22 protein-coding genes and 1 riboswitch are annotated in these 26,112 nt (G+C 40.9%); of the genes, 20 read left to right on the forward strand and 2 right to left on the reverse strand.

All coding sequences use genetic code 11. The features are described from left to right. The first annotated feature begins 541 nt into the window (after positions 1-541). From NSQ66_RS14210 to NSQ66_RS14280, 15 genes are all read left to right on the forward strand, one after another. Positions 542-2,083 carry a TPM domain-containing protein gene (locus NSQ66_RS14210; protein WP_051491005.1) on the forward strand — a complete coding sequence of 514 codons (1,542 nt, stop codon included), beginning with the start codon at positions 542-544 and terminating at the stop codon, positions 2,081-2,083. Between the two features lie 174 nt (positions 2,084-2,257). Then, entirely contained in the window at positions 2,258-3,385 is a 1,128-nt protein-coding gene (locus NSQ66_RS14215) for a phosphodiester glycosidase family protein (protein ID WP_339279712.1), read from the forward strand. 120 nt (positions 3,386-3,505) lie between these two features. Continuing rightward, positions 3,506-4,438, forward strand: coding sequence for a LysR family transcriptional regulator (locus NSQ66_RS14220; protein WP_036678100.1), 933 nt, complete (start codon positions 3,506-3,508; stop codon positions 4,436-4,438). Between the two features lie 16 nt (positions 4,439-4,454). Beyond that, entirely contained in the window at positions 4,455-5,570 is a 1,116-nt protein-coding gene (locus NSQ66_RS14225) for a 5-methyltetrahydropteroyltriglutamate--homocysteine S-methyltransferase (protein ID WP_036678098.1), read from the forward strand. Between the two features lie 139 nt (positions 5,571-5,709). Beyond that, positions 5,710-6,837: a 5-methyltetrahydropteroyltriglutamate--homocysteine S-methyltransferase gene (locus tag NSQ66_RS14230; protein ID WP_036678095.1), complete on the forward strand. Its 1,128-nt coding sequence runs from the start codon at positions 5,710-5,712 to the stop codon at positions 6,835-6,837. 165 nt (positions 6,838-7,002) lie between these two features. Beyond that, the gene (locus NSQ66_RS14235) at positions 7,003-7,725 is read left to right on the forward strand and encodes a YebC/PmpR family DNA-binding transcriptional regulator (RefSeq protein WP_036678376.1); all 723 of its coding nucleotides are present in this window, start codon (positions 7,003-7,005) and stop codon (positions 7,723-7,725) included. A 7-nt stretch (positions 7,726-7,732) separates the two neighbouring features. Beyond that, positions 7,733-7,795: riboswitch (Fluoride riboswitch) on the forward strand. 67 nt (positions 7,796-7,862) lie between these two features. Then, the gene (locus tag NSQ66_RS14240; RefSeq protein ID WP_036678092.1) at positions 7,863-9,173 is read left to right on the forward strand and encodes a voltage-gated chloride channel family protein; all 1,311 of its coding nucleotides are present in this window, start codon (positions 7,863-7,865) and stop codon (positions 9,171-9,173) included. Positions 9,174-9,618: 445 nt separating this feature from the next. Beyond that, positions 9,619-11,184, forward strand: coding sequence for an ABC-F family ATP-binding cassette domain-containing protein (locus tag NSQ66_RS14245; protein WP_036678090.1), 1,566 nt, complete (start codon positions 9,619-9,621; stop codon positions 11,182-11,184). Between the two features lie 95 nt (positions 11,185-11,279). Further along, positions 11,280-12,569, forward strand: coding sequence for an amidase (locus NSQ66_RS14250; protein WP_076141668.1), 1,290 nt, complete (start codon positions 11,280-11,282; stop codon positions 12,567-12,569). 31 nt (positions 12,570-12,600) lie between these two features. Continuing rightward, complete coding sequence (locus tag NSQ66_RS14255) at positions 12,601-13,116, forward strand: GNAT family N-acetyltransferase (RefSeq protein WP_038570819.1); 516 nt, start codon at positions 12,601-12,603, stop codon at positions 13,114-13,116. A gap of 108 nt (positions 13,117-13,224) precedes the next feature. Beyond that, the gene (locus NSQ66_RS14260; protein WP_052097020.1) at positions 13,225-13,818 is read left to right on the forward strand and encodes a sigma-70 family RNA polymerase sigma factor; all 594 of its coding nucleotides are present in this window, start codon (positions 13,225-13,227) and stop codon (positions 13,816-13,818) included. Beyond that, positions 13,796-15,421: a DUF4179 domain-containing protein gene (locus tag NSQ66_RS14265; RefSeq protein WP_052097022.1), complete on the forward strand. Its 1,626-nt coding sequence runs from the start codon at positions 13,796-13,798 to the stop codon at positions 15,419-15,421. Before NSQ66_RS14260 ends, NSQ66_RS14265 begins: the two co-directional genes overlap by 23 nt. 89 nt (positions 15,422-15,510) lie before the next feature. Next, positions 15,511-15,738, forward strand: coding sequence for a hypothetical protein (locus NSQ66_RS14270; protein ID WP_036678084.1), 228 nt, complete (start codon positions 15,511-15,513; stop codon positions 15,736-15,738). Positions 15,739-15,866: 128 nt separating this feature from the next. After that, positions 15,867-17,027, forward strand: a complete 1,161-nt coding sequence (locus NSQ66_RS14275; protein ID WP_076141667.1) for a DHHA1 domain-containing protein — start codon at positions 15,867-15,869, stop codon at positions 17,025-17,027. Between the two features lie 68 nt (positions 17,028-17,095). Next, positions 17,096-18,238 (forward strand): copper amine oxidase N-terminal domain-containing protein, encoded by a 1,143-nt coding sequence (locus tag NSQ66_RS14280; protein WP_076141666.1) that lies wholly within the window; start codon positions 17,096-17,098, stop codon positions 18,236-18,238. A 74-nt stretch (positions 18,239-18,312) separates the two neighbouring features. On the opposite strand, the gene NSQ66_RS14285 is transcribed toward NSQ66_RS14280, so the two are convergent. Further along, complete coding sequence (locus NSQ66_RS14285; RefSeq protein ID WP_076105627.1) at positions 18,313-19,113, reverse strand: polysaccharide deacetylase family protein; 801 nt, start codon at positions 19,111-19,113, stop codon at positions 18,313-18,315. 330 nt (positions 19,114-19,443) lie between these two features. On the opposite strand from NSQ66_RS14285, the gene NSQ66_RS14290 reads away from it, so the two are divergent. Next, positions 19,444-20,985, forward strand: coding sequence for an ABC transporter ATP-binding protein (locus NSQ66_RS14290; RefSeq protein ID WP_339211981.1), 1,542 nt, complete (start codon positions 19,444-19,446; stop codon positions 20,983-20,985). Beyond that, a complete protein-coding gene (locus NSQ66_RS14295) occupies positions 20,978-22,741 on the forward strand; it encodes an ABC transporter ATP-binding protein (RefSeq protein ID WP_076141663.1) in 1,764 nt (587 codons plus the stop codon). The genes NSQ66_RS14290 and NSQ66_RS14295 overlap by 8 nt, the downstream gene beginning before the upstream one ends. Positions 22,742-22,767: 26 nt before the next feature. Here the strand turns inward: NSQ66_RS14295 and NSQ66_RS14300 are convergent, their stop codons facing one another. Further along, entirely contained in the window at positions 22,768-23,664 is an 897-nt protein-coding gene (locus NSQ66_RS14300; protein WP_076141662.1) for a LysR family transcriptional regulator, read from the reverse strand. 133 nt (positions 23,665-23,797) lie between these two features. Here NSQ66_RS14300 and NSQ66_RS14305 point away from each other — a divergent pair, with 133 nt between their 5' ends. The 3 genes from NSQ66_RS14305 to NSQ66_RS14315 all read left to right on the forward strand — a co-directional run bounded on the left by NSQ66_RS14305 (position 23,798) and on the right by NSQ66_RS14315 (position 26,106). Further along, positions 23,798-25,027, forward strand: coding sequence for an MFS transporter (locus tag NSQ66_RS14305; protein WP_038570831.1), 1,230 nt, complete (start codon positions 23,798-23,800; stop codon positions 25,025-25,027). A gap of 55 nt (positions 25,028-25,082) precedes the next feature. Beyond that, positions 25,083-25,484: an NUDIX domain-containing protein gene (locus tag NSQ66_RS14310; RefSeq protein ID WP_038570834.1), complete on the forward strand. Its 402-nt coding sequence runs from the start codon at positions 25,083-25,085 to the stop codon at positions 25,482-25,484. A gap of 190 nt (positions 25,485-25,674) precedes the next feature. Then, positions 25,675-26,106 (forward strand): DMT family transporter, encoded by a 432-nt coding sequence (locus tag NSQ66_RS14315; protein ID WP_076141661.1) that lies wholly within the window; start codon positions 25,675-25,677, stop codon positions 26,104-26,106. Positions 26,107-26,112: the final 6 nt, after the last annotated feature.

Below are 26,112 nucleotides of genomic sequence, written 5' to 3' on the forward strand. Positions count from 1 at the left end.
TTTTGTTGTTGGAGTATTGGCTGGGTATCTCAAGATAACGGGTACTCAAGTAACTAAGAAGTTTAAGAGGAATCCAAAACTCCAATTTTGTATAGTAGCCAAGGAAGTTCAGTGTGTTACGGACCGTATTGCAGCTATTTCGCCTTTTAAGCTCATTTTGCTGCGTTATCGGACTGTATAGCACTTATTGGCCAACATTTATGGATAAGTGGTGTGGTTTTAAGTAAATAGCTGCAACTGAGTCCGATAGACTGCCACAAACCCGCAAATGAACAAAATAACGTCTCCTGCGTCCGATCCATCGGCGAAAAGTATGTTATCCAGTAGGAGGATTCCAAAACTCCAATGTTCTTGAGTTTGATCCCTCAACACAACACGATGATTGCCCCTAAAGCGACTCGCACGCCTTAAATCACCTGCCTCACAAATTCTAATCGTTTTTTCCTGTTGTGTAATTTCCAGTTTAGAATAAAATGGAACTATTCCGCTAACCGCGCGTAACCGATAAATAAGAGAGATAATGATAGATCAGGAGGTACATATGAACACGAGAACTCTAAAAATACTGCTACGTACCACACTTGCTGCCTTATTGTTAAGTGTATTGCTTTTGCCGGCTGTAAGTTTAGCCAAAACTGCTGTACCTAAGCATACGGGTTCATTTTATGTGAATGATTTTGCGAATGTGATTGACGAGAAAGCAGAGAATTACATGGTGAACTACGGTATTCGATTACATCAGGCTACTGGAGCTCAAGTTGTGCTTGTAACTGTCGACTCTACTGAAGGGGTTTCGATGGAAGAGTATGCAAAATCGCTTTTCAATAGCTGGGGTGTGGGGGCTGCGGATAAAAATAACGGTCTGCTGCTGCTCCTTTCTATAAAAGATGATGATTATTGGGCGGTACAAGGTAAAGGTATAGAGGAATCATTGCCTAACAGTAAGATTAAAGAGATTCTTTCACAATATCTTGAGCCGGATTTCGCAGCTAAAACATACAGTAATGGTGCTAGGAAGACGTATGGAGCTTTTATTCAAGCTATGGGCGGTACTTGGGCAGAAAATGTTGGCACCAAAAATTACGTATCCGATAATGCGGGTGTGCTCAAAAAAGTAACTAAAGACTATCTGAACGATTCCAGCAACAGATATAAAACAACAACCGGAAGTGGAATTTATGTGGTTACCGTAAAAAATGCTGGAGATAAAACATTGCAGGACTATACCTATATGAAGTTTGCTTCGGTAGGTGCTGGTCCTAAGGATGTTATGCTTGTATTGGACATAGGCGGAGACAACTATCATGTTCTACAAGGCAAGGATATCGACAAGATTTTAACCAATGAGGCTATTAGTAATATTTTAAATACCGTGCTTGAACCCCAATTTGTGAAAAAAGATTACGGAACGGGAGCTACAACGACAGTTAATTCGTTCTACAGTTTCTTGTTAGCGAGAGCGGATCATCCGCAAGGAGTCACTGGAAACAACGGAAACAATGTTAATCCTGGAACTACAACGAATTCTGGTACTTCCTCTACTACAGCTACAAGTGGAGGTGAGGCGGTTAGTAAAAGCAAGGCTTTTCTAATTTTCTCAGCGATTTTTGGTTCGCTCATCTTATTTGGATTTACTGCTTCACGACGCAATAGATATATAGAAATGTATGGTTTGCCATTTAATCCATATAGTCAAAGGAATATACGCCGTTATGGTCCTTGGCATGGTCAAGCGGATTACGGTTATGGCAGACGATGGCACAGACGTTATTATCATCACCATCATAATCATCATAGAAATACACCATCCAATAACTCACAGTCAAGCTTCTGGGGAAACAGTGGTGGCGGAGGCTCTACTAACGGTGGCGGTGCAGGAAGGTATTCCTCAAGCAACGAGAACCATGGTGGTGGAGGTTCCAGCAGTGGTGGCGGAGCAGGAAGACATTCTTCCAGCTCTTCAAGCAGCAGCAGATCTAACAATGATAGTGGCTCTTCCGGTGGAGGAGGTTATTCCGGCGGTGGTGGCTCATCAGGTGGCGGCGGTAGCGCTAGCGGCGGAGGTGGAGTAGGAAGACATTAGAATTTGATTAGCTATATGTGAGCAGGTAGCCAAAACTTTGGAAACCTGCTCTTTTTTGTTTTTGAAATGATGACTATTACTCAAATAGAAACTTTTAACGAAAATCATCGTCTATGATAAGGACGAGTTGTACATATTATCAAATTAGTAATATTTAGGGAGGAATACTTAGAAGTGAGCACTTCATCATTACCTCAACGTTCCAATGCACGCAATAAGAAACCTGTTAAGAAACCAATAAAAAAGCGTAAGAAACGGAGTTTTTTTCGCACCTTATCCAAAGTTTTTTTATTCTGCTTATTCTTAATGATCGCTGCTGGTGGATGGCTTTATTTTGCACCCTCGGCTCAGAACTTACGTTATACGATCGCAGATACGCTAATTACAACACAACATCGCTATACGGCTAAATATATTATAGGTGAAGATCAACTGAAGGACCGGGTAACCGAGTATACCGCCCGTTTTGAAGAGATGGGGGACGAAATAGATACACATACGATCGCTCCCGAACCTGAGGTGGTAGAGAAGCCACTTGTCGAGATTGAGAATGTCTCAGGCAGTGGTTATACCGGATATGTAATGATTGTTAATGATCCAACCAAAGTCCGGCTAGGAATACCTAATAAGATTGGTTCAGGTGAAAAAGTAACCAGTATGGTGAAGCGTACAGGCGCTGTCGCCGGAGTTAACGGTGGTGGGTTCGCTGATCCGAACTGGAAAGGTAACGGTTTTAAACCTATAGGAATTGTAGTCTCTCAAGGTAAATTATATTACAACGGTCTAGGCGGTAAAAAATCTACACAGATTGTTGGTCTTGATAAACAAGGAAAAATGGTTGCCGGGAATTATACACTAGATGAGATTAGTAAAATGGGGGTTCAGGAGGCAGTTACTTTTAGCCCGCGGCTAATCGTCAATGGCAAAGGATTGATTAAGAATGCAGCGGAAGGTTGGGGGATTGCACCTAGAACAGCAATGGGTCAGCGGGCAGATGGCGCTATTATTTTTGTGGTAATTGACGGTCGACAGCCTACTTATAGTATTGGAGCAAATCTCTATGATGTGCAGCAAATTTTGCTTAAGCATGGAGCCGTGATAGCGGCTAATCTTGATGGTGGATCTTCTACGGTACTTGTAAAAGACAATGAGATTATGAATAAACCTTCATCCCAATATGGTGAGCGGTATTTGCCTACAGCCTTTTTAGTTTTTGAGCATCCAGAACAGGTTGATATGCCAAATATTTGGAAAGGACTAGATCCTGCCAAGATTGATGCTGGGAAAAAGAGAACACAATAAGTACGCGTTATTGGGCACCTGAAAAGGATTATCTTGGAATGAGAGATGTATTTATGCTACGATATCAGCTAGTATGAAACAGAATGCAGTACGAATAGGTCTGGAACAGGGGGAATAGGAGTGACGTTGCAGCAGCTCCGCTACGCTATCGAAATTGCAAATAGTGGCTCCATGAATGAGGCGGCAAAGAAGCTCTTTGTTTCTCAACCGAGCCTGTCCAACGCTATTAAAGAGCTTGAAAATGAACTTGGGATTACCATCTTTGAACGGACGAACCGTGGAATAAGCATTTCTGTAGAAGGAATGGAATTTCTCGGATATGCCCGTCAAATCATTGAACAAACAGAGCTTATGGAGAATCGTTATACTGGGAAAAAGCGTAGCCCAATCTATTTTTCCATTTCGACTCAGCATTATGCTTTTGTGGTAGATGCTTTTGTGAGTCTCATGAAGCAAAGTGATGTCTCAGAGTACAACTTCAGCTTGAGAGAGACGCAAACCTACGACATCATCGAAGATGTGCGTACCCTCCGTAGCGATTTAGGGATTCTTTATATTAACGAGAGCAACTATAAGCATATGAATAAGCTGTTCAGTGATGGTAATCTGAAATTCACGCCACTCTTTAATACCGACCCACATCTTTATGTCAGAACTGAACATCCGCTTGCCCAGAAGGAAAGGATTTCGCAGGACGATATTTTACCTTTTCCGTATATTACTTTTGAACAAGGTGAGAACAATTCACTTCACTTCTCGGAGGAAATGTTAAGTTTTTCTCAGATTGAGAAGAATATTAAAGTGAATGACCGGGCAACCTTGACCAATTTATTAATGGGCACGGACGGTTATACGGTGGGTACAGGAATCATGGCATCCGATCTGAACGGTAATGGACTGAAGACGATTCCATTTGAGAGTAATGAAGTATTCACGGTTGGTTGGATTGCACATAAAGATCGCAGACCTAGTGTGATGGCATCCAAGTATATAGAAATCTTAAATGACTTGGTTTCCGGAAGTTATTTTGATCTAAATCATTTTTTACTATAGCTGTAGGAGGATCGGTATGATTAGACCCGTAACTGGCACCCAGAGAAATGCTCCACCCTTTCGCTATGATATCGTCGGCAGCTTCTTGCGTACGGAAGAAATTAAAGCAGCCCGCCTCCAATATGAGAATGGTGAAATCACAGGAAGTGAGCTTTATGAAATAGAGAATATTGAGATTGCTAAACTACTGGAACTAGAAAAGGAAGTAGGATTATTAGCAGTTACAGATGGTGAATTTCGCCGTTCCTGGTGGCATCTTGATTTCTTTGTTGGAATTAAAGGAACTGAAAAAATTAACTTAAACCAAGGGAGTGGAAGAGCGGAAACGGTTCAGCGCGCGGAATCATTCCGAATTGTTGACCGAATTTCCTTTGAAGATCATCCGATGCTCCAGCAATTTATCAAGCTCAAGCAAATGGCGGGAGACCGAATACCCAAAATGACGATTCCTTCACCTGCATTATTTCACTTTGTGGAGGAGTTTAATGGAAATGAAGTTTACCCTGATAAGGAAACTTTATTTCAAGATATCATAGCGGTTTACCAAACTGCGATTCAAGCATTTTACGATGCAGGCTGCCGTTACCTCCAGTTAGACGATACAACTTGGGGAACGCTGAGCAGTGGTAGACATCGCGCACATTTACGCAGTAGAGGTACAGATCCAGATCAGTTAGCAAAGGATTATGTTAGGCTGATTAATGAGAGTATTGCGAAGCGTCCGCATGATATGACCATCGCTCTGCACGTATGCCGAGGTAATTTTCGCTCCACTTGGTTCGCTGCTGGTGGTTATGAGCCTGTTGCCGAGGTGCTTTTTTCCAATACAAAAGTTGATGCCTTTTTCTTGGAATATGATAATGAACGAGCTGGTGATTTCGAGCCTTTACGATTTATTAAAGACCAATTTGTAGTGTTGGGATTAGTGACAACCAAACATGGGGGTCTGGAGAGTAAAGAGCAGCTTAAGGCAAGGATCGAAGAAGCCGCGCAATATGTAGATATTGAGAAGCTGTGCCTAAGTCCCCAGTGTGGATTTGCTTCTACGGAGGAAGGAAATATTCTAACCGAAGAAGAGCAGTGGGATAAAGTACGCCTTGTGATCGAAACCGCCCGAGAGGTCTGGTTATAATTAAATAAGCTAATTTGGTGGCCTGCTATAGCGTAAGCTTATGGTAGGCCATAGTTTTTAGGAGTTACCCTGTCCTGATTGTACAGTGCTATAGTGAATTCAACAGAAAAGCACAGACAATGAAGGAGGACGAACCCCTATGAGTACCATCCAAAAAGGAAATCAAAGAACTGAAGTGCCATTCAGAGTAGATATCGTTGGCAGCTTCTTACGTCCGGAAACGATTAAGAGAGCTCGTGTCCAATATCAAAATAATGAAATCTCCGCTGATGAATTGCGCAAGGTTGAAGATACAGAGATTACCAGAGTCGTGAAAAGACAAAAAGCGGTCGGATTAAAAGGTGTAACGGATGGAGAGTTCCGCCGCTCTTGGTGGCATTTAGATTTTATGTGGGGCATTGAAGGGGTAACAAAGAAAGTCAGCCCAGTGGGCTACCTGTTTAATGGTGTAGAGACTAGAGCGGAAACTGCAGAATTATCCGGAAAAATCCGTGGGACTAACCATCCGATGATCGCTGACTACAGACAATTGGTTAGCATAGCGGGAAATGATGTAGTAGCTCGCCAAACGATTCCTTCGCCAGCGCAGTTCCTTGCTGAACTTCAGCGCAATCAAAAGACAACTGTAGCGGTTTACAACAACCAGGATGAACTAGTGGCTGATATTGCTGCAGCTTATCGTGAAGTTATTCGCGACTTCTATGAGGCAGGTTGCCGTAATCTGCAATTGGACGACTGCACATGGGGGATGCTCTGTGATAAAGGATATTGGGAAGCTCGTCAAAAAGAGGGTGTAGATGTTAACGAAATCGCTAAGCTATACGCATTTGTAAATAACGAAGCGATAAAAGATCATCCAGCAGATATGGTAATTACGATGCATGTATGCCGTGGGAACTATGCGTCCACTTGGGCAGCATCCGGCGGATACGAGCCTATCGCAGAAGTGTTATTCGGAACGGTGGATGTAGATGGTTTCTATCTGGAGTTCGATACGGATCGGGCCGGAGATTTTGCACCCCTTAGATTTATTAAAGATCAACAAGTGGTTTTAGGTTTGTTCAGTTCGAAGTCAGGTGAGCTTGAGAATAAAGAAGAAATCATAGGACGGATTAAAGAAGCTTCGCAATATGTGGATATCAATCAGTTGTGCCTGAGCCCACAATGTGGTTTTGCCTCTACGGAAGAAGGAAACCATCTGACAGATCAACAACAATGGGACAAACTGCAGTTTATTAAAGAGATTGCAGATGAAATATGGCAGTAATCTATAAAAAATTAGCAGGCTCCTGATTGAATCAGAAGCCTTTTTCTATGCGTATTGTGACAGCTTAGAGGATTAACCTACTACTGCACTTTACTAGAGCTATCGAAGAAGGGTATAATAAGTAACAATTGTTTTTAATTCATGTTGAAAGAGAGCGGGAACAATATGGGTCGTAAGTGGAATAATATTAAAGAAAAGAAAGCTTCCAAAGACGCAAACACAAGTCGTGTTTATGCAAAGTTTGGCGTTGAGATTTATGTAGCAGCAAAGAAGGGTGAACCCGATCCAGAAGCGAACCGGGCTCTGAAAGTTGTATTAGAACGTGCAAAAACTTACAATGTACCAAAAGCGATCATTGACCGTGCGCTTGATAAAGCTAAAGGCAGCGCTGAAGAAAATTATGAAGAGCTTCGTTATGAAGGATTTGGACCTAGCGGTTCAATGATCATCGTTGATGCGCTCACAAATAACGTTAATCGGACAGCTCCATTGATCCGTTCAACCTTCAGTAAGAATGGCGGAAATATGGGTGTCAGCGGATCAGTAGCTTACATGTTTGACTCTACGGCCGTTATAGGTGTGGAAGGTAAAACTGCTGATGAAGTAATTGAAATGATGTTTGATGCAGAACTTGATGTACGCGATGTGCTGGAAGAGGATGATGCAGTAATTGTTTATGCAGAGCCTGATCAGTTCAATGCAGTGCAAGAAGTATTCAAAAATGCAGGCATCACTGAATTTACTGTTGCTGAGTTAAACATGCTTCCACAAAACTATGTGGCACTCCCAGAAGATGCTCAAGCTCAATTCGAGAAATTGATTGATGCTTTGGAAGACCTGGAAGATGTTCAACAAGTGTATCATAACGTAGATTCAGAAGAAGAATAATTTAAGTTTTATAAAGGGCGATGGAGTTCGCCATAACTGTCTCTCTGAGACTAATGACTCCTACCAGTGTGAGCTTCCCTGGTAGGGGTCTGTTTTATTGTTGAGACTAATTTATTTTGTCCTTAGGAGCTGTCGAGATGAATCCATGGTCTACCCGATGGTTTGAAATCACTAAGAAGCGAAGTTATTTTGCACTTTGGAGTACTTTTATCAAATGGATTGTGCTTGGTAGTGTGGTTGGCATTTTATCCGGCACCGCCTCTGCTTTTTTTCTGAAAAGCTTGGATTACGTTACAGATGTACGTTTAGAGCATCCGTGGCTACTTTATTTGTTGCCTCTTGGGGGAGTACTTGTTAGTTTCTTATATATGCGATATGGCAAGAACAGTTCTAAAGGCAATAACCTCATTCTAGAACAAATTCAGGACGGACAAGAAACCATACCTTTGCGAATGGCTCCATTGGTGTTGTTCGGAACATTAGTAACCCACTTATTCGGTGGATCCGCTGGGCGTGAAGGGACAGCTGTTCAAATGGGCGGAAGCCTTGCGGAATGGTTCGGAAAGCTGATTAAAATCAGTCCTATGGATCGCAAAATATTGTTAATGTGCGGAATTAGCGGTGGTTTTGGATCTATATTCGGCACTCCACTAGCAGGAACTTTGTTTGGTCTAGAGGTAGTAACCATTGGACTTATTAGTCAACAGGCATTACTTCCATGTTTTGTGGCTAGCTTTGTTGGTGATCTGGTCACCACTCGATTGTGGGGCGTTCATCATACACACTATGTAGTGAATGAATTTCCAGCCTTAAGTTTAATGATTATTCTAAAAGTGGTATTGGCCTCTGTAATTTTTGGTCTCGTGAGTATGCTTTTCAGTGAACTGACTCATTTTCTAAAAAGAATCTTCACCGCCATGATAAGCAATCCAATGATAAAAGGTGCAGTAGGTGGATTAATTATCATTGCCTTAGTATTCCTTGTAGGGTCTCGTGATTACTTAGGCCTCGGAATTCCATTAATCAAGGATTCTTTTGAGGGAGATATCTCACCGTTCGCTTTTTTATGGAAGCTGATCTTTACTGCCTTTACCTTAGGAACAGGATTTCAGGGTGGTGAGGTTACTCCGTTATTTGTGATTGGTGCCACACTAGGCAATGCTTTGGCTGAAATATTACATGTGTATGGACCCTTTTTAGCTGCCCTCGGTTTTATTGCTGTCTTCTGTGGAGCTACTAGCACGCCTATCGCTTGCTTTTTAATGGGGATCGAGCTGTTTGGTTCGGAAGGAGCCATATACATGTTTATCGCTTGTGTGGTGAGTTATTTATTCTCCGGACATAGTAGTATTTATACTTCACAGCTTATCGGTGTATCGAAGAGCCAGTTCATTACAATTCCTCAAGGAACTAGGATCGGTACGGTCAAACGCACCCGCAAAAAATAAGAGGACCTCTCGGATGATGGTTGACAAGTAACGGCATGCGTTTTAAACTGTTACCAAACGAAGGGATGGTTCAACATGATTCATGTGGAAACTGAAAAATTATATACCAGAAGCTGCTCCGAACAATCGGATACAAACGATGAAACGTTGTCCGGAGCTTAATCAAAAAGCGAATCGCTTTTTATATCATCGAAAGATAGCTAGGTCATTTTAGTGTGATTATTCATGCTTATTTGATTACGCCATCTTCCGATGTTAATGATTAAGAGGCTGTAGACAATTTTCGTCTACAGCCTTTTGTGTTTATAATGTTCAGTTTCCAAACTGACAATTATCTATTTGTGCCGTCTATTCGTGCACGGATAAGCAGAAGGCTTGCGCCCAAGGGCGCGGTGTCTTCTGCTTTTTTTGTGCTTAAAAACAATTATAGAAAAGAGGAAAGTAAATGAGTTTACTTGAGGTTTCTAATTTATCACATGCTTTTGGAGATAAAGTGCTGTATAAACAGGTTTCTTTGGAAGTCTACAAAGGGGAGCATGTAGGTGTGGTGGGTCAGAATGGAACAGGGAAAAGCACATTAATTGGTATTCTGACGGGCGAGGTGATTCCTGATGGTGGAACGATTAAATGGCAGCCCAATATCAAAATAGGCCATCTTGATCAATACGCGGTTATTGATGGGTCAAGTACAGTTCAAAGTTATTTAAGGCGAGCGTTCACTGAATTATACAAAATGGAAGAAAAGATGAATGCACTTTATGCGGAATGTGCAGTTACTGGCAATGAAGTGCTTTTGCAGAAGGCAGCAGACCTTCAGGAACGACTCGAGGCGCTCAACTATTATTCTATCGAGAGCAATATCAGTAAAGTGGTTACGGGGCTAGGATTAAACGCAATGGGGATGGACCGTCCTATTGATCAGCTTAGTGGGGGGCAGCGAACCAAAGTTATATTGGCAAAGCTGTTGCTTGAACAACCTGATGTGTTATTGCTCGACGAGCCCACCAATTATCTCGACACCACGCATATTAACTGGCTTGCTGAATATCTGATAGCGTTCGATCAAGCCTTCATTGTGGTCTCTCATAACTATGCTTTTCTCGATAAAATATCAACAAGCATTTGCGATATTGAAGGGGAAACGATTAAGAAATATCATGGCAAATATGCTGATTTTTTGAGACAGAAGGAGCATTTTCGCGAGAGCCATATCCGGCAGTACCATGCACAGCAGAAAAAAATTGAAGCCACTGAGCAATATATCCGGAAAAATGGTGCTGGTGTTAATTCTAGAATTGCCCGTGGCCGTCAGAAGCAGCTGGATCGTATGGAGAGAGTCGCTGCACCGACGTTTGTCACTAAAGCATCTATCCATTTTCAAGAGCTTCCTGTTAATGCACAAGTTGCGCTTAGAGTAGACCATCTGGTGGTTGGTTACGTCAAACCGCTGCTGCCCAAATTAACATTTTCGATTCGAGGAGGACAAAAGATAGTCATAACAGGCTTTAACGGCATCGGAAAATCAACATTGCTGAAAACATTAGTTGGTCAAATCCCTTGTGTTGCCGGGGCTTTCCGCTTTGCCGAACAAGTCTCTATTGGTTACTACGAGCAAGATTTAATTTGGGAAAACGATAACATGACACCTATTGAAATCGTCTCATCGTTTTATCCAAAATTGACTATTAAGGAAATACGTCGTCATCTAGCATTATGTGTTGTAAAAGATAGTCACGTTACACAGCCTATCCGTACACTCAGCGGTGGCGAACAATCTAAAGTTAAGCTGTGTCTTTTATTGCTTACAGCATGTAATTTCTTAATCTTAGATGAGCCCACCAATCACTTAGATGCCGAAACAAAAGATGCTTTACAGAAAGCTTTAATCCAATTTAAAGGTACAGTGATTCTGGTTTCTCATGAGGAGCAATTTTATCAAGGGTGGGTGGATCGTGTAATCAATATTGTGGATGAAAATAGAAATAGAGAACTAAAGTATAGCCATAGATAAGGTTAACTAGTAACATGAAGCTGTTCCAAATTAATACAATCGTCTTCAAATGGCTTCCTGGTTTAAGTGAATATTAAGGAGGGTTCCAATCAGACATGTACATTAATAAATCTTCGTTAGCTCAGTTTGCTCAGGGCAATAAGACCTCAGATGTAACCATGGATAGATATCTTACACAATATTTAGATCTTTACGATAAGGTAGAACCACACGTGCGTGCTTTTGTGCTAGAGGAGAACCGAGCAGATAGAATAAAAAATGAAGTGGCTGGGGTAAGAGAGAAGTATTCAGAAATTCCTAAACCATCGCTATATGGAATACCTGCTGGAATCAAAGATTTAATTCACTTAGATGGGTTGCCTACCCGTGCAGGGTCGAACCTCCCCCCACAAGCTTTGACGAAGTCTGAAGGTAGTTTTATTCAAAAGGTTCGGCAAAAAGGGGTTTGGTTCACCGGCAAAACAGTGACGGAGGAATTTGCTTATGCCGGACCTATCACAACCCGCAATCCTTATCAGCTGGAACATACGCCTGGCGGTTCTAGTGCAGGCTCTGCTGCTGCGGTTGCCGCGGGCATCTGTCCATTTGCGATAGGTACACAAACCTTGCGTTCTGTTATGGCACCTGCTTCATTTTGCGGAGTGGTCGGCTTTAAACCTAGTTATGCGCGTATCCCTATAGATGGTGTCCAATTGATGTCGCCATCTTTTGATACGTTTGGATTTTTCACTCAGGATATGGAGGGTATGGACTTTCTCGCCGCTGAGCTTGTAACGGGATGGAGACCTTTTAAAGAAGCTCGTAAACCTGTACTGGGGATACCCGAAGGTGTATACATGACATTATTGGAGGATGACACCAAGATAACCTTTCAGAAGCAGCTTAAGAAGCTTGAGGAAGCAGGGTTCAGCATAAAAACAGTTGCGATGCCGTGGGAAGATAGCTTTATCTACGGAGATGCCATGGTGCGGTTTGTACATGGAGAAATGGCGCAAGTCCATGATCCACTATTTGATGTTTATAAAGATCTTTATGATGATACCGTACGGCAGGCTATTTTATCTGGACGAACCATCACTGAGGAAGAACTGGAAGGATATCGTAGCGGACAACTCAAGCTCAGAAATGATCTATTAGATGTGCAGAAGTCACAGGGGATTGATCTGTGGGTTTCGCCGGCTCAGGCAGGAACAGCTCCGCTGTGGCGAACACGAACCGGATGGACCGGAATGACAGCCATTTGGTCATATGCTGGAGCGCCTGCGGTGAGTATTCCAGCTGCCACTATAAATAACATGCCATTAGGGTTTCAATGTATCGGGGCATATGGTAGGGATGAAGAGTTAATTTATTGGAGTAAAGATGTTTCTTTAGCGCTTCAGTGATTTTATTGCTGTAGAAATGGAAGGTGTTAAGTTGAACAGTCAAAGTGTTGTGTTTCCTGCGTTGCATACAGAAAGAATTGAATTGCGGATTTTAAATCTAGAGGATGCAAATGTAGTCTTTAGACATTTTTCTGATGAAGAAGTAACTAGATATATGGACATTGAGCCCTGCAAAGATCTAAAAGAAGCTGAAGAGATCATTCAGTATCATTTGGACGATTCGGGTTGTAGATGGGGAATGTTCGAAAAAGCGAATAATGAGTTTATCGGCACCTGCGGATATCATTATTTAAGAAGAGTAGGCAATGAATTTACAGCAGAGGTAGGCTATGATTTATCCAGATCGTTCTGGGGCAAAGGCTACATGTACGAAGTGATGAAAGAGATTATTGATTTGGGATTCTTGAAATTGGGGTTTACTAGTATTGACGCTACAGTTGAGCCAGAGAATGTTAGATCCTTAATGCTGCTAGAGCGATTAGCGTTTGAGCAGGACGCTGAACTTCGTGATCAATTGTTGTATTTTGTTCTAAAACGTAATCGGTAGATTACACAGTAGGTCTTCGTTTTATTTGAAGATCTACTTTTTTTTGTATAAAGTGAGAGTTTTTTAAATAGGGATCGTCTATACAGTATCGTGCTTCAAGGAGGCTTCATGGTGAAGGGACATGTACCGAAAGTTGAAAAAGAGGATGAGAGGCTATGGATCCAAAATATTCTCGATGGACATAAAGAAGACTATTCGTATCTTGTAAATCGATATAAGAATAAAATTTATGGGCTTATGCGAGGAATGGGAGCCAATCATCAAGATGCACAAGACATAACGCAGGAGACTTTTATTAAAGCTTACCGCAAGCTAGCCTCACATGATTTGGATAAGAATTTTGCGGCGTGGCTATATGCTATCGCTACTAATTTACTGAAGGATTTGTGGAAAAAAGACCGACCAACAGCGAGCTTGCCGGACAACAATGCCGAACATTCTCTTTCAGATAATCCAGAAGAAGAATTAATGCGATCGGAGCATCGCACAGAGCTGCTTCACCTGATGCAGAAGCTCCCGTCTAATTATCGTACGGCTTTACTGCTTCGTTATACCAATGATTTAAGCTATGAAGAAATGTGTATGGTTCTAGATGTTCCATTAAGCAAGATTCAAAATGATTTATACCGGGCTAAACAGCGTTTGAAGCAGCTAATTACACTCCAGGAGGTGAAGACCGATGAGGTGCTTAAATTCCTATGAGATCGAAGAATATATTTTAAGCAAATCTATCTTACGAGATCAAGCCGTAGCTGAACATATGGCAACTTGTACGCATTGTAATATGATCTACGAAGCAGAGCTTGAAGAACAAGCTGAATGGTCGCAGGCTATGTATGAAGAGCGCTTACCAGATTCATTTACTGCTCAAGTAATGGCTTCTTTGGAACAAGTAGAGCTTGAGGAATTTACTCCAACACAAAGGAATCGCAAGCATCCGAAGCGCAATAAGTTGCTGAGATTATTTATGGGCGCGGCGTTGTTACTGGTTGTACTAAGTGCCGTGATCTTATATTCCGTTCCTACACTGGCAGAGACTTTACGTTCTCTTTTTGTTAAAAACAACATGGACATTGGCCTTCTACGAGCACAAGAATTTGGGTTAGTAGAACATCCTAATATTAAGGTGAAGGATAAGGGCTACACTATCAAAATAGATGAAGCGGTGGCAGATCCTACACGGGTAATTGTTGCGTTACAGTTGTTTGGACCGGATGGAAAGCATGATAAAAAACGCTTGGCCCTTAATGATGGGAACAGTATTGCGATTAAGGATGATCAAGGGAAGGTTGTTGGGGAGTTATACGATATAGGATTTACCAGTGACTTTTACTATTTGATCGCTAATTTCACTGAACCTCTGCAAACTGATCGAATTACGGTCGAAGGTCATATTACTGAATTGGGAAGTGAACGCAAGAACATCCCTACTCTTAAAGGCGATTGGAATTTCAATTTTTCGATGGATATGACGGAAGCGAATAAACAAACGACCTCCATGCCACTAACGGGTAGCTACACCTCCCCGGACGGTTTAACTGTGACCTTGAATAAATTAACTCATATGGTGCAAGGTGTTCGTTTTGAGTTCGATACTCAATTGAGTGAAGAGGCGTTGACCCGTTCTCCAGGCGAACTATGGAAGCAACAAGGTTTGAAATTCCATTTTGAGGATACAGTAGGAGAAGAGATTCACAGTGTTAATGCTAGAAAGTTTCCTAATAAGAACAGCGTTATGTCCTACTCTAACATTCCCGGGGCAACAAAGGGACTTATGCACTGGAGCTATACGTTTAAATATTTACCACAGGATACGCCTTATACTTTCGTATTGGATGGATATTTTATCCCAGAGAAGGATGGTTCTAGTGTGCAATTTGAGCCAGCCAAGTTGAAAGAACATCCGATTCCCTTTGCTTTTGACGGGGATGAGCTGATGTTAAATGATTTTATAGTGGAATCGTCTCCCGATAACAATGTATCAGCGAAGGAAGGTGTATTACATTTTAGCGGAAGATTGAAAAATGAATTTATGAATGATGAATGGATGTTCAAGACAATGGATGGCAAGGAATACAAACTCACTAAACAAGGAGCGCATTCTATCAAAGGGGAAGGATGGAAGGATGGATATATTATAATTGTTCAATCTCAGTCAAATAATCAAAAGAAATATTTCCAATTCCGTGCCGAAGGCCTTACACAAATTCCCGAGCAGCTTCAATTAATACGCACGATAAACAATCGAATGTATACTAATGTAGACTGGTCCGTTCCTATCATGGAAGCTAGCAAAAAAGAGTAAATATAGTTATTTGGTTTCCGGATTGTACAAGCAAATAAGGGGGAATAAGCATCTCATATACTATCACAATCGAAAAGAGGTGGTAGTTTATGACTGCTGCAGAGAAGAGAAAAATTCAAAGAGCTTTGAACGCATTGCGTAAGCAAAGAGTGATTCTGAAAGAAAGTCTTAAAAGAATTGAAGCCATTCTTTGCAGGTTGCCTATTGGCAGTCGTGAAAGATTTGAATTGTTAGCAGTAAGAGACTCAATAGTAGAAGCGCTTCGACTAAATGCAATTGCCATTAGAAATTTAAAAGATGCTACTTGTTCTTGTTAATTACCCTAATACCAGTTCTACGCAGCTTTTGCGTGGAGCTGGTTTTTTTGAAATAATAAGATTCACACTATCCGTTATGATACTATAAACTTAATATGTCGATAACGTAAAAAGAGAGGAAACCATTTATGACCAACAAATTATACTACAATTCAACATACCTGACTGATTGGCAAACCCGTGTGACTGAAACCATAGAACGAGAAGATGGTCTTTATGTTCTTTTGGAGGAGACGGCTTTTTATCCGCATGGTGGTGGACAACCCTGTGATCTAGGATCTATTCAGGGAATTCCTGTGCTTGATGTAATCAGTGAGGAAGAGCTTGTACTACATAAGCTGGAACGTTTACCTAATGATGAATCGGTAGCTTGCCAGCTCGATTGGAATAGAAGATTTGACCATATGCAGCAGCATAGTGGGCAGCATTTGCTCTCAGCGGTTTGTCTAGAAAAACATAACTTTATGATCTTAAGCTTTCATTTAGGTGAGGATTATTGCACCATTGATATAGAAGTGCCAGAACTGAATGCTGGTCAACTGTCCTCGATAGAGAGAGAAGTTAATCGGCAGATTTACTTAAATCACAATATTCTCAGCTATTTCGTAACAGGGGAAGAGGCTTCACAGCTTAAATTGGTTAAACAGCCAAAAGTGACAGAGAACATCAGGATTGTTGAGATCAAAGATGTTGAATACAACGCTTGTGGGGGGACACATGTGTCCTCAACAGGTGAAATTGGAATGATTAAGCTTCTGAAAGCTGAAAAAATAAAAGGGAATACGCGGATTTATTTTAAATGTGGATACCGGGCTTTAGAGGAATTTAATACCAGTCAGCAAATCCTTGGTACACTATCTTCCAAATTCAATACAGGCAAAGATGAAATTATCGATCGAATTGAAAAATGGGAAAATGAACAAAAGCTTCTGCAAGCTGAAATTAACCTGCTTAAAGAAAAAAATGACGACTATGTCGTGCAAGAGCTTTTAAATGAGCAAGCGGGAAAGATAATCGCACAAGTATTTGAGGATAAATCGCTAAAAGATCTACAGAGCTTAGCTAATAAGTTGACTTCGAAATGTGATCTTCCTGTATTATTAGCTACTTCTGCGGAGAATAAGGTTGTGTTTGCGCAGAATGGGAGCCTGGAGATTTCCTGTGGAGCTTTTTTCAAAGCTCATCTAGGCAGCTACAACGGTAAAGGCGGGGGCAGCGATAAACTGGCGCAAGCAGGATTCCCAACTTGGGAGGATGCTTTGGCTTTTTATGAGTTTGCTAGAGAGTGAAATGAAACTTTTTCCATTATCTTCCGTCTAATTACATATGATTATAATGTCGAAGGAGACGGATAGAAATGAATAAATGGAAAGTAACGCTAGGGATCTTTGCTGTTTTGATTTTAAGTACTGGGTATGGATCGGCATCTGCGCAAGCAGACAAGCAAATTCAATTCAACTATAAAGAAATTGGAATCAGCAGTAAACAAGTCATCGCGGAGAATACAACTTTTGTACCTTTGAAATCACTTGCAGATGCTATGGGTTATACGTTATCGTGGGATCAAAAATTAAAAACGGCCAAGCTGGTACGTCCAGAGCGTGAAGTCATCTTCACTGCGGGTGCTGCAACGTCAAAAGTGAACGGGGGAGCGATGGGATTAACAAAATCTCCGCGTATCATAAAAGGTTCATTGTACGTGCCATTGGTCTCTGCGGTCAGTGTACTTGGGGGTAAAGCGGGGCTAAATAAAACGGATGGAATTATCCACATCGTAGATGAACCTAGATTTGTTGCCGCTTCTGTAGAAGGAAGATCCTATTGGATATCTCAAAAAAACGGTGATTTATATTACCGGGCTACAGCAGCTGGGAAACCAGTAATTATTGGCCAACTACCGCTCAAGGGATCCGCTTACAATCATGGATTTGAGATCAAGAAATTTGGAAATGGCAAGTACTTGCTCCAGTTAACAGACAATCACTATGCTATGTTTAATGATTTCAGCAACAGCTATCAGGTACTAGTTCAAGCAGGTACAATAATTCAGCAAATGGATTATCATTATATGATCTCTGCTTATCCTCATGCGCCTCAAGTGCCCTCCACTCAGGTGTATATGACCGATGGGAAGAACGTTCAGTATATTACTAACGATGGCGGTTTGGGCAAGTTGTTTGAGATGGAGAAATTAACCGGGGCAACCGGTGATTTCATAGTGGAGTACGCCGCGGAGGATGTGGCACTCGTTCGCTTATTAGATACAACACAATTATATATTGTCTACAGCAGTACAGGAGAAATCGTCAATCTCAGTGAACAACTGATTACTAGTGAGGATCGTAAAGAATGGGATAAAGTAAATGATGGCAGAGATCAATACATTCTGAGCAGAATGTTAGGGATGAAAAGCCGTAAGGGGAATGTACTGACCTTCACCTACACGCCAATCCTTGAGGAAAAAGCAAAAACAGTGACATATACACTTCAAGCGAAATAATTCGGAATCACATCAATATAATTAGTACAAAAAAAGAGCGATGTTGAACATCGCTCTTTTTTATGTATTTATGATTATTTCGTCGTCATCATACTTCCACCCTTAATCTGAACGGGTTGATCATTTATAGATACCCAAACATCTATGGCAGAATTGTTGCGGATAATCGTTTTGTCGGCACTTAATTTCAGTGAATACAGGGCAGTGACATAATCATAAATCTCAATATTAGTAGCGTACCAAATATCTGTATGTCCACCTGCTTGTTGGCAAAAGGTTTCGATTAGCTCCCAATTGTTCTGCTGTGCGAACTCATAGCTATGGCCCCAAACATAACAGAGTCTTAGTTTCTGGGAGGGTCCTTCCATTGTGAATCGCTCCCAAACCTGATGCAGATCTTCAATATGGTGGCAGGTTGGATGCCATTCCATGAAATTAAGAGGCATATCAAATTGTTTAGTAGAGTGAACAGTGCGGCTGTATTCAATTCCTACGGACTGAAGTGGTGCAATTATCTCCTGAGAGTATGTACCGTAGGGGTAGGACATGCCTCGCACTGGATAATCCACCAGCTTTTCCAATCGTTTACGGTCTTCGAACAGCTCTTCAATTACCATCGGTAAAGGAAGACGCTCTAGATGTGGGTGAGTAACGGAATGGGCGGACACTTCATGATTCCTGAGCGAATGCTTAACATCAGCGGGCGATAAGAACCCAGGTGCATTGATCATTGCACTATTTAAATGGAAGGTCCCTTTGATTCCATATTGATCAAAAATACCAGCCAAGCGGATATCGTGTTTCTGGCCGTCATCATAGCTCATAGTGAGCGCCTTAGATAATCCGCCTGGGAATAAGTTGAATTGAAGTTTCATGAATTCACACTCCTATAATTTGGTAATCTCGAAATTACTTCTTCCAATTATAAACAATTAACGTTATAATCAGATTCCACGTTTAAAAAGGAAAGAGTTTTCAGTGAGAAATATACACTTAAGGAGAGATGCTATCTGCCTGACTTTCTCTACGTTGTAAAACTGCTCTATGTAAAAGACAAAAGAAACTCACTTTTATATTTTATCACTAACCTGCTGAGCCCACCAATTCTATTTGCAGAGCTGTTCATAACGAAATATGTGGTTGACCTCATTCAGAACTTCACGACTAACGCCTACCTACATATCTTACTATTGGTAAGTTCACTGATGTTAATTTTATATCTGGCTGGCATCAATGGTTCTCTTCGAGCCATTTCTGTAACCAATTTAACGGCAACCAGTATTTATGAACTGGAACATAGTATTTTGGCTAAGACCTCTAAATTATCGACGGCTTTATTGGAAGACCCCGCAACAAAAACGATTAGAGAAAAAGCAAAACGGCTTTCCCTGATCGATTTATTAGATCAATGGACCGGAGTGACAATCCACTTTATAACATTAATCGCACTAATCGTAGTTCTATCCTGTTATGGCTTTTATATCCTGGCAGTGTTCATTTTAGTTGTACAAATTCTGCAGCTTTACCTCATGAGATGGATGTCTCGGAAAGTAGAGGCCATTTCAGCGAATCAAACCTCCTCTGTACGAATGATTAATTATATCGTTGATTTGCTGGTTAGTAGAAATACCCTCCCGGAAGTAAGAATGTACGGAATGTCCTCCTACTTGGTTACCACAATGAAAGAAATCTTCAATGGAAATTTCAAACAAATGCACCGAAAAGTTATTTTATCTGAGACCTTAAGCTTCTCCCAAAGTATAATAATGACTTTATTAAACGGGCTTACGATTGCTATTTTAGCAATTACACTTGGAGGTAGCGGGCAGAGCGCCGGACTTTTCGTATTATTACTTCAGATATCTAGTCAAATATTTATTGTCATACCTGCACTAACAAGGATGTATTCTGATCTGACCAAAAGTCGTTTGCGCTTCAATGAGTATAGTGCGTATTTGGAACTTGAAGAGCAAGTTCAAAGAGATCCGGAAGATTCCATAAGGAATACCGATGCGATGCAGATCACAATTCAGCAGTTGAATTTTCGTTATGCAACCAATGCACAGGACACGCTTAATAGTATAAACATGACTCTCAATCCTGGTGAACGAGTTGCCTTTGTAGGTGAGAATGGTTCCGGAAAATCCACGCTCATCAAGCTGATAGCAGGGTTATATCATCCAACAGCGGGAAACATCCAGTGGTTTAATGGAGAGCAGGAAGTGCTGGCTCATAACGTCACAAAGGGTGTGAGAGTTGTTTTTCAGGATTTCACTAAATTACATAGACCAATTCGAGAAAACATAGCCATGGGGAATATTGCTGCCATGTATGACGATTCAAGATTATTAGCTGCGATGAGAAAAGTAGAAGCTGATTCCTATGGTGTTGCGTTGGACACTTTAGTAGGTCCACAGTTTGGGGGGATCGATCTGTCTGGTGGACAATGGCAAAGACTTGCGATCGCACGTGCTTATCTCAACAACGGCTCGCTTACGATTTTTGATGAACCTACTGCAGCCCTCGATCCTTACGCGGAACAGCAGGCGTTTGAAACCTTTATGAAATTAGGAGAGCAGCAGACCTCCATTATTGTGACACATCGGCTATATATGTCCAAATTCGTAGATAGAATTTTTCTGTTTGAGCATGGAGAAATCGTTGAAAGTGGAACACATGAAGAATTAATGAAGTTGGATGGTAAGTACAGGGGAATGTTTAACCGCCAGTCCTCTTTATATGGCTGAGAAAGGAGAGATTCTGCTGAGAAGAGACCTTAAGAATATTTTAACGATACTGGCACGGATGATTGGAAAAAGTCCAGTAATCTCAATAATAACGATCATAGTTCCTATAATCAGTGGATTATTAACTTTTTATTCGTATTCTGTTCAAGTTCATATCATTAATGCAGTAGCTGCTGGTGCGATAACCTTTATTCCGATTCTATGGTTTGTTTTAATTCATGGAGTACAAGCCTGTTCATTGAGTATAACCAACATAATGAAAAGTCGAATGAATGCGGAACTAACTCTCGCTTTCCAATCCGAGCTGATAGATATTGCAAACCAAGTTGACTTTGAGGATTTTGATGATGAAGAGTTTGGGAACAAGCTGCAAAGAGCTAAAACAATAGTTGGAGAAGATTTAGAGGGAATTACTGGTTTTTTGTTGTCCAGTGTAGGAAATATCTCAGGACTTATAAGTATCATCTGGTTATCGGCTACAAGTGGATATTTTTTAGTCACACTGGTGGTGGGTTTAATGATCGTATCTACTTTATCTTTTCGAATGTTTACAGAGATTAAAGTTAGAAGAACAGGGCGAGAGCTTACTTTTGACGGCAGAATGGGGGATTATCTAGCTGTAACTTTGGAAGATCCTAATGCGATTAGGGAAATGCGAATCTATAACTCTATCTTCTATTTTACGGATCTCTGGGCAAAGCTTATGAAGAAGCAGCATGATAAAAGGTATAGTGCGAGGAAATTCGAAATCAAAACAGGGATGATTGTGGCTATGGTTCAGACGAGTGCTATTTTTATCGTATTGGTCTATCTGTTAAGTAAAATGGGGGAGTCAAATACAGTTACTGTGGGGACAATCTCAGTATTATTTCTGGCTTTGTTAACTTGTGGTGGTAAAATCATGAGTTTGACCTGGCCGCTAAGCAAGCTTTACATCAGCAGCAGTAAATTATATGACTTAAATGAAGTGCTTACCTATAAAAATAGAGATTTCCGAAAAAATAATATCAATAATAGCTCTGAATCTATGCTTCCTATTACCGTTTCAAATGTTTATTTTAAATACGCCAAATCCAGTAAGTATGTTTTATCTAACATCAATATGGTCATAAAGCCCGGTGAGAAAATAGCCATCGTTGGAGAAAATGGAGCAGGAAAGTCTACCTTGATCAAATTGTTATTAGGGCAGTACACTGCTAGTTCTGGATCTATTTACTGGAAAGACAGTCCAGAACCTCAAGGTAAAGTATCCGTCGTGTACCAGCATTCTATTAAATTCGAAATGACACTAAGAGAAAACATCCTGTTGGGTGATGCCAAATCTTCGCCGGACGATGTGAAAATACTAAGTATTCTGGAAAAATGTGAGCTGATGGATTTGTTTTACGAATTAGGGGGACTAGATGTAAGGTTAGGTCAAATGCTTGAAGGAAGCAGGCAGCTATCAGGCGGACAGTGGCAAAAGCTGGCGATAGCGCGTGCGTTATATAATGATGCGGATCTTATAGTGTTTGACGAACCTACTTCTGCGATTGATCCGAATGCTGAGATGCAGATCTATACACAATTATTAGATATCTGCCAAGATAAAGCTGCGATCTTCATTTCACATAGACTGGGCTGGGCGAAAAATGTTGATACGATCTATGTTATTGATAATGGAAGTATAGCTGAAGTGGGGCAGCATCAAGACTTAATAAATAATAAAGGGATTTATGCAGATATGTACGCTTTACAATCATCTTGGTATAACTAAAAATGCTTAGCATTGTAGTTTTTACCTTAATTATATCCATGAGGTTTACTAAAAAAATCCACAGCAAATTTCCGGAAATGTATAGCTGCTTGCGATAAAAAGTGCTTTCTGCTCCATGCGATGCCAAAAGAGCGTTGACATAACGGATCTGTTATTTTTAATTGAACAATTTCGGTATTTTGACTTCTTCTGCCTAAGGAGAGAGGGAGGGTGAAGGTGATTCCTAGTCCCATTTCTACTAGGGTTTGAATGGCGCTTACTTCTTCAAGCTCGAACGTAATTTGAGGTTCAAATCCAGCTTGTCGGCAAAATTCATCTGAAATTTCACGGAAATTATATCTAGAAGATAAAGAAATGAAATTCTCACCTGCTGCTTCTATCAAAGAAATACTCTTTCGATCAGCAAAGCGATGATTCTTGGGCACAGTCAAACATAATTCTTCTTCTGCTAAGGTAAGCCACTCGATATCTGGTCCGGTAACAGGTGTAGATGATATGCAAAAATCAATCGCTGCACTCTCTAAATCATTTCTCATTTCTAACGCAGAGCCAAGCTGGCGTTGGATAATCCGTACATGCGGATGAAGGGTAAGAAATTCTTTTAGTAAAGTGGGCAATACATACGGGAGTGTGGCCGCAATAGAAATTACACCATGTTCAAGTCCAGCCATATCTGTGAGCTCACGCTGTCCTTCTTCAAGTTCCATAAAAGCTTGCTCGACACGTTGCAGATAGGTTTTGCCGAATTCGTTCAATTTTATATTTCTGCCTTGTCGCTCGAATAAGGGAACACCTAAGTTTTTCTCTAAACGCTGTATGGAATTACTAAGGGAGGGCTGAGATACATTTAATTCTTTTGCGGCCTTAGTCATGTGTTCATGGCGTGCAACTGCCTGGAAATATTGAAGCTGAAGGAATTCCATAACAAAAACCTCACTTTACTTATAACTCTAATGTGATCTATCGATCATATAATATGTATTTTACTTAATTAATTTTCAGTCCTATACTATTGTAACATATAAAAAGTTATAGGTAGGATGGAGAGAGTCTGTTGTGATTAGAGAGAAAATATGGACCCGGAATTTTATTGTTGTTTGCTTAAGTAGTTTTTTTATGTTCCTGACCTTTTACATTCTAGCAACTGCATTCCCGTTATACGTAAAGGAAAGTTTGCACGGGAATCAGCAGCAAATGGGGTTAGCGATTACTATCTATGTAATAGGGGGAGTATTGATCCGTCCTTTTTCGGGACAATGGGTCGATAAATTCGGTAAAAAGAAAATGGCGGTTATTGGCCTAACCATTTTTCTAATCGCCTGTATTGGTTACTTCGGATCTAATGGAATTGTATTATTCCTGGTGATTCGTTTCCTACACGGAATGAGTTATGCTGTTGCCTCTACAGCTACAAGTACAATAGCCTCGACGCTAATTCCTTATTCACGTCAAGGAGAAGGCATCGGTTATTTTAGCATGTTTATGAGCATTGCTATGGTCATTGGACCCGCATGGGGGCTTTTTCTCTGGAAAGATGAGAATATTAATGTATTACTGTTAGGCGTATGTGTGATTGCTGCTCTTTCGCTGTTATTCACGTTAGGTGTTCGGATGCCAAAAGAAGATAAGGCTAACGTTATTGAAGCTATTAAGGAACCTGCGAAGACGCGAAAAGGGCTCCGCTGGAGAGACGTAATCGAGCCAAAAGCCTTGCCGATTTCACTTGTCGGATTTACACTTGCTTTTTCCTATAGCTCATTGTCTGGATTTATAGCTTCTTTCACGAAAGAAATCCATCAATCACAGCTTACTGGTTATTTTTTTGTGGCTTTTGCAATTATGATTGTATTGTTTCGTCCGGTTATAGGTAAAGTATTCGATAAATATAATGAGCATATTCTCATCTATCCCGGAATTATTATCTTCGCCGTTGGATTGCTTAGTTTAAGTCAAGCTCGGTCTGGTTTGATGTTAATGATGTCTGGTGTCATTATGGGAATTGGATATGGTGCACTTATGCCATGTTTCCAGACTCTTGCGCTTAAATTAGCGGCTAAAGATCGTAGAGGTAGTGCAAATGGGACCTTTTTCTTGTTATTTGATTTGGGTTATGGAGCGGGCTCCTATTTCATGGGTTTGATTGCTTCTTATACAGATTACCGAATGATGTATGAGGTTGCAGGGGGAGTAACACTTCTTTCTCTTGCTGCGTACTATTTGCTCCATCATGTACCTCAGGCCAAAGCTAAGCTGCACATACAAAAATCAAATATAGACGTTGTATAAATAGATGGTCTTGGCTGTATGATATAATTATCAGAAAAAATATGGGGAGAACTTTATGACTACTATCATTGATAAAATTGCATGGATTCATTTTCAGAATGGACAAGTTTTGTGTGCGCGTTCCACAGGGAAAGATACCTATTATTTGCCTGGAGGAAAAAGAGAAGCTGGAGAAACAGACGAGGAGACGCTCGTGCGGGAAATCGAGGAAGAGATCTCTGTTCGTATTAAACCAGAAACCATCTCCTATTTTGGAACCTTTGAAGCGGAAGCTCACGGTAAAGCTGAAGGCGTCATAGTTAAAATGACATGTTATATCGCGGATTTTGAAGGTTCACTTAGTCCTGCGTCGGAAATTGATGAGTTATCCTGGTTATCTTATAAGGATCGAAATCGAGTTTCTGTCGTTACACAGATCATTTTTGATCAATTGCATGAGCATAAATTACTTTCCTAATCTACAATTTAAAGTTCTGAAAGCCCGTTTTAAGCCTAAGAGATGGCTTGAGGCGGTCTTTTTTTTGAAAATATACGAAAGGCTTATAGGGGCAACAACATCGTTTATTTTGGTTTAGGACAGATGTCCTTTTTTAAAGACCTGAATTGCTTTTTAATATGTAAGAGATCGAAGTTGAGGAGAGAGAGAAATGAGAGGAATTATATTTGCGTTTTTAGCGGGGGCTTGTATCACTCTGCAAGGAGTATCTAATGCTCGAATTAGTCAAGATATTGGGACTTGGCAAGCTGCGACAATTACACAGCTAACTGGGTTTATAATGTCCTTATTAATCCTGCTGTTCGTCCGAGATGGCAAATCACAGGGCTTTAAACAGGTAAAACCTTTATATTTGATTGGCGGCGCCTTTGCCGCAGTCATTATTTTCAGTGAGGTAACAGCTATTCAGCAGATTGGTGTAACGTTTACGATATCCACATTGCTGATTGCTCAGCTATGCTTGACCTTCATCATCGATATTAAAGGCTGGTTCGGGATGGAAAAACGAAAGATGAGACTGCCACAATTTATCGGTATCGCGTTAATGATTGCTGGCGTCGTGATCCTGATGGACAATCGATAAATGGAG

The organism is Paenibacillus sp. FSL H3-0329, assembly GCF_037963285.1.
Lineage (GTDB): Bacteria > Bacillota > Bacilli > Paenibacillales > Paenibacillaceae > Paenibacillus_AQ > Paenibacillus_AQ odorifer.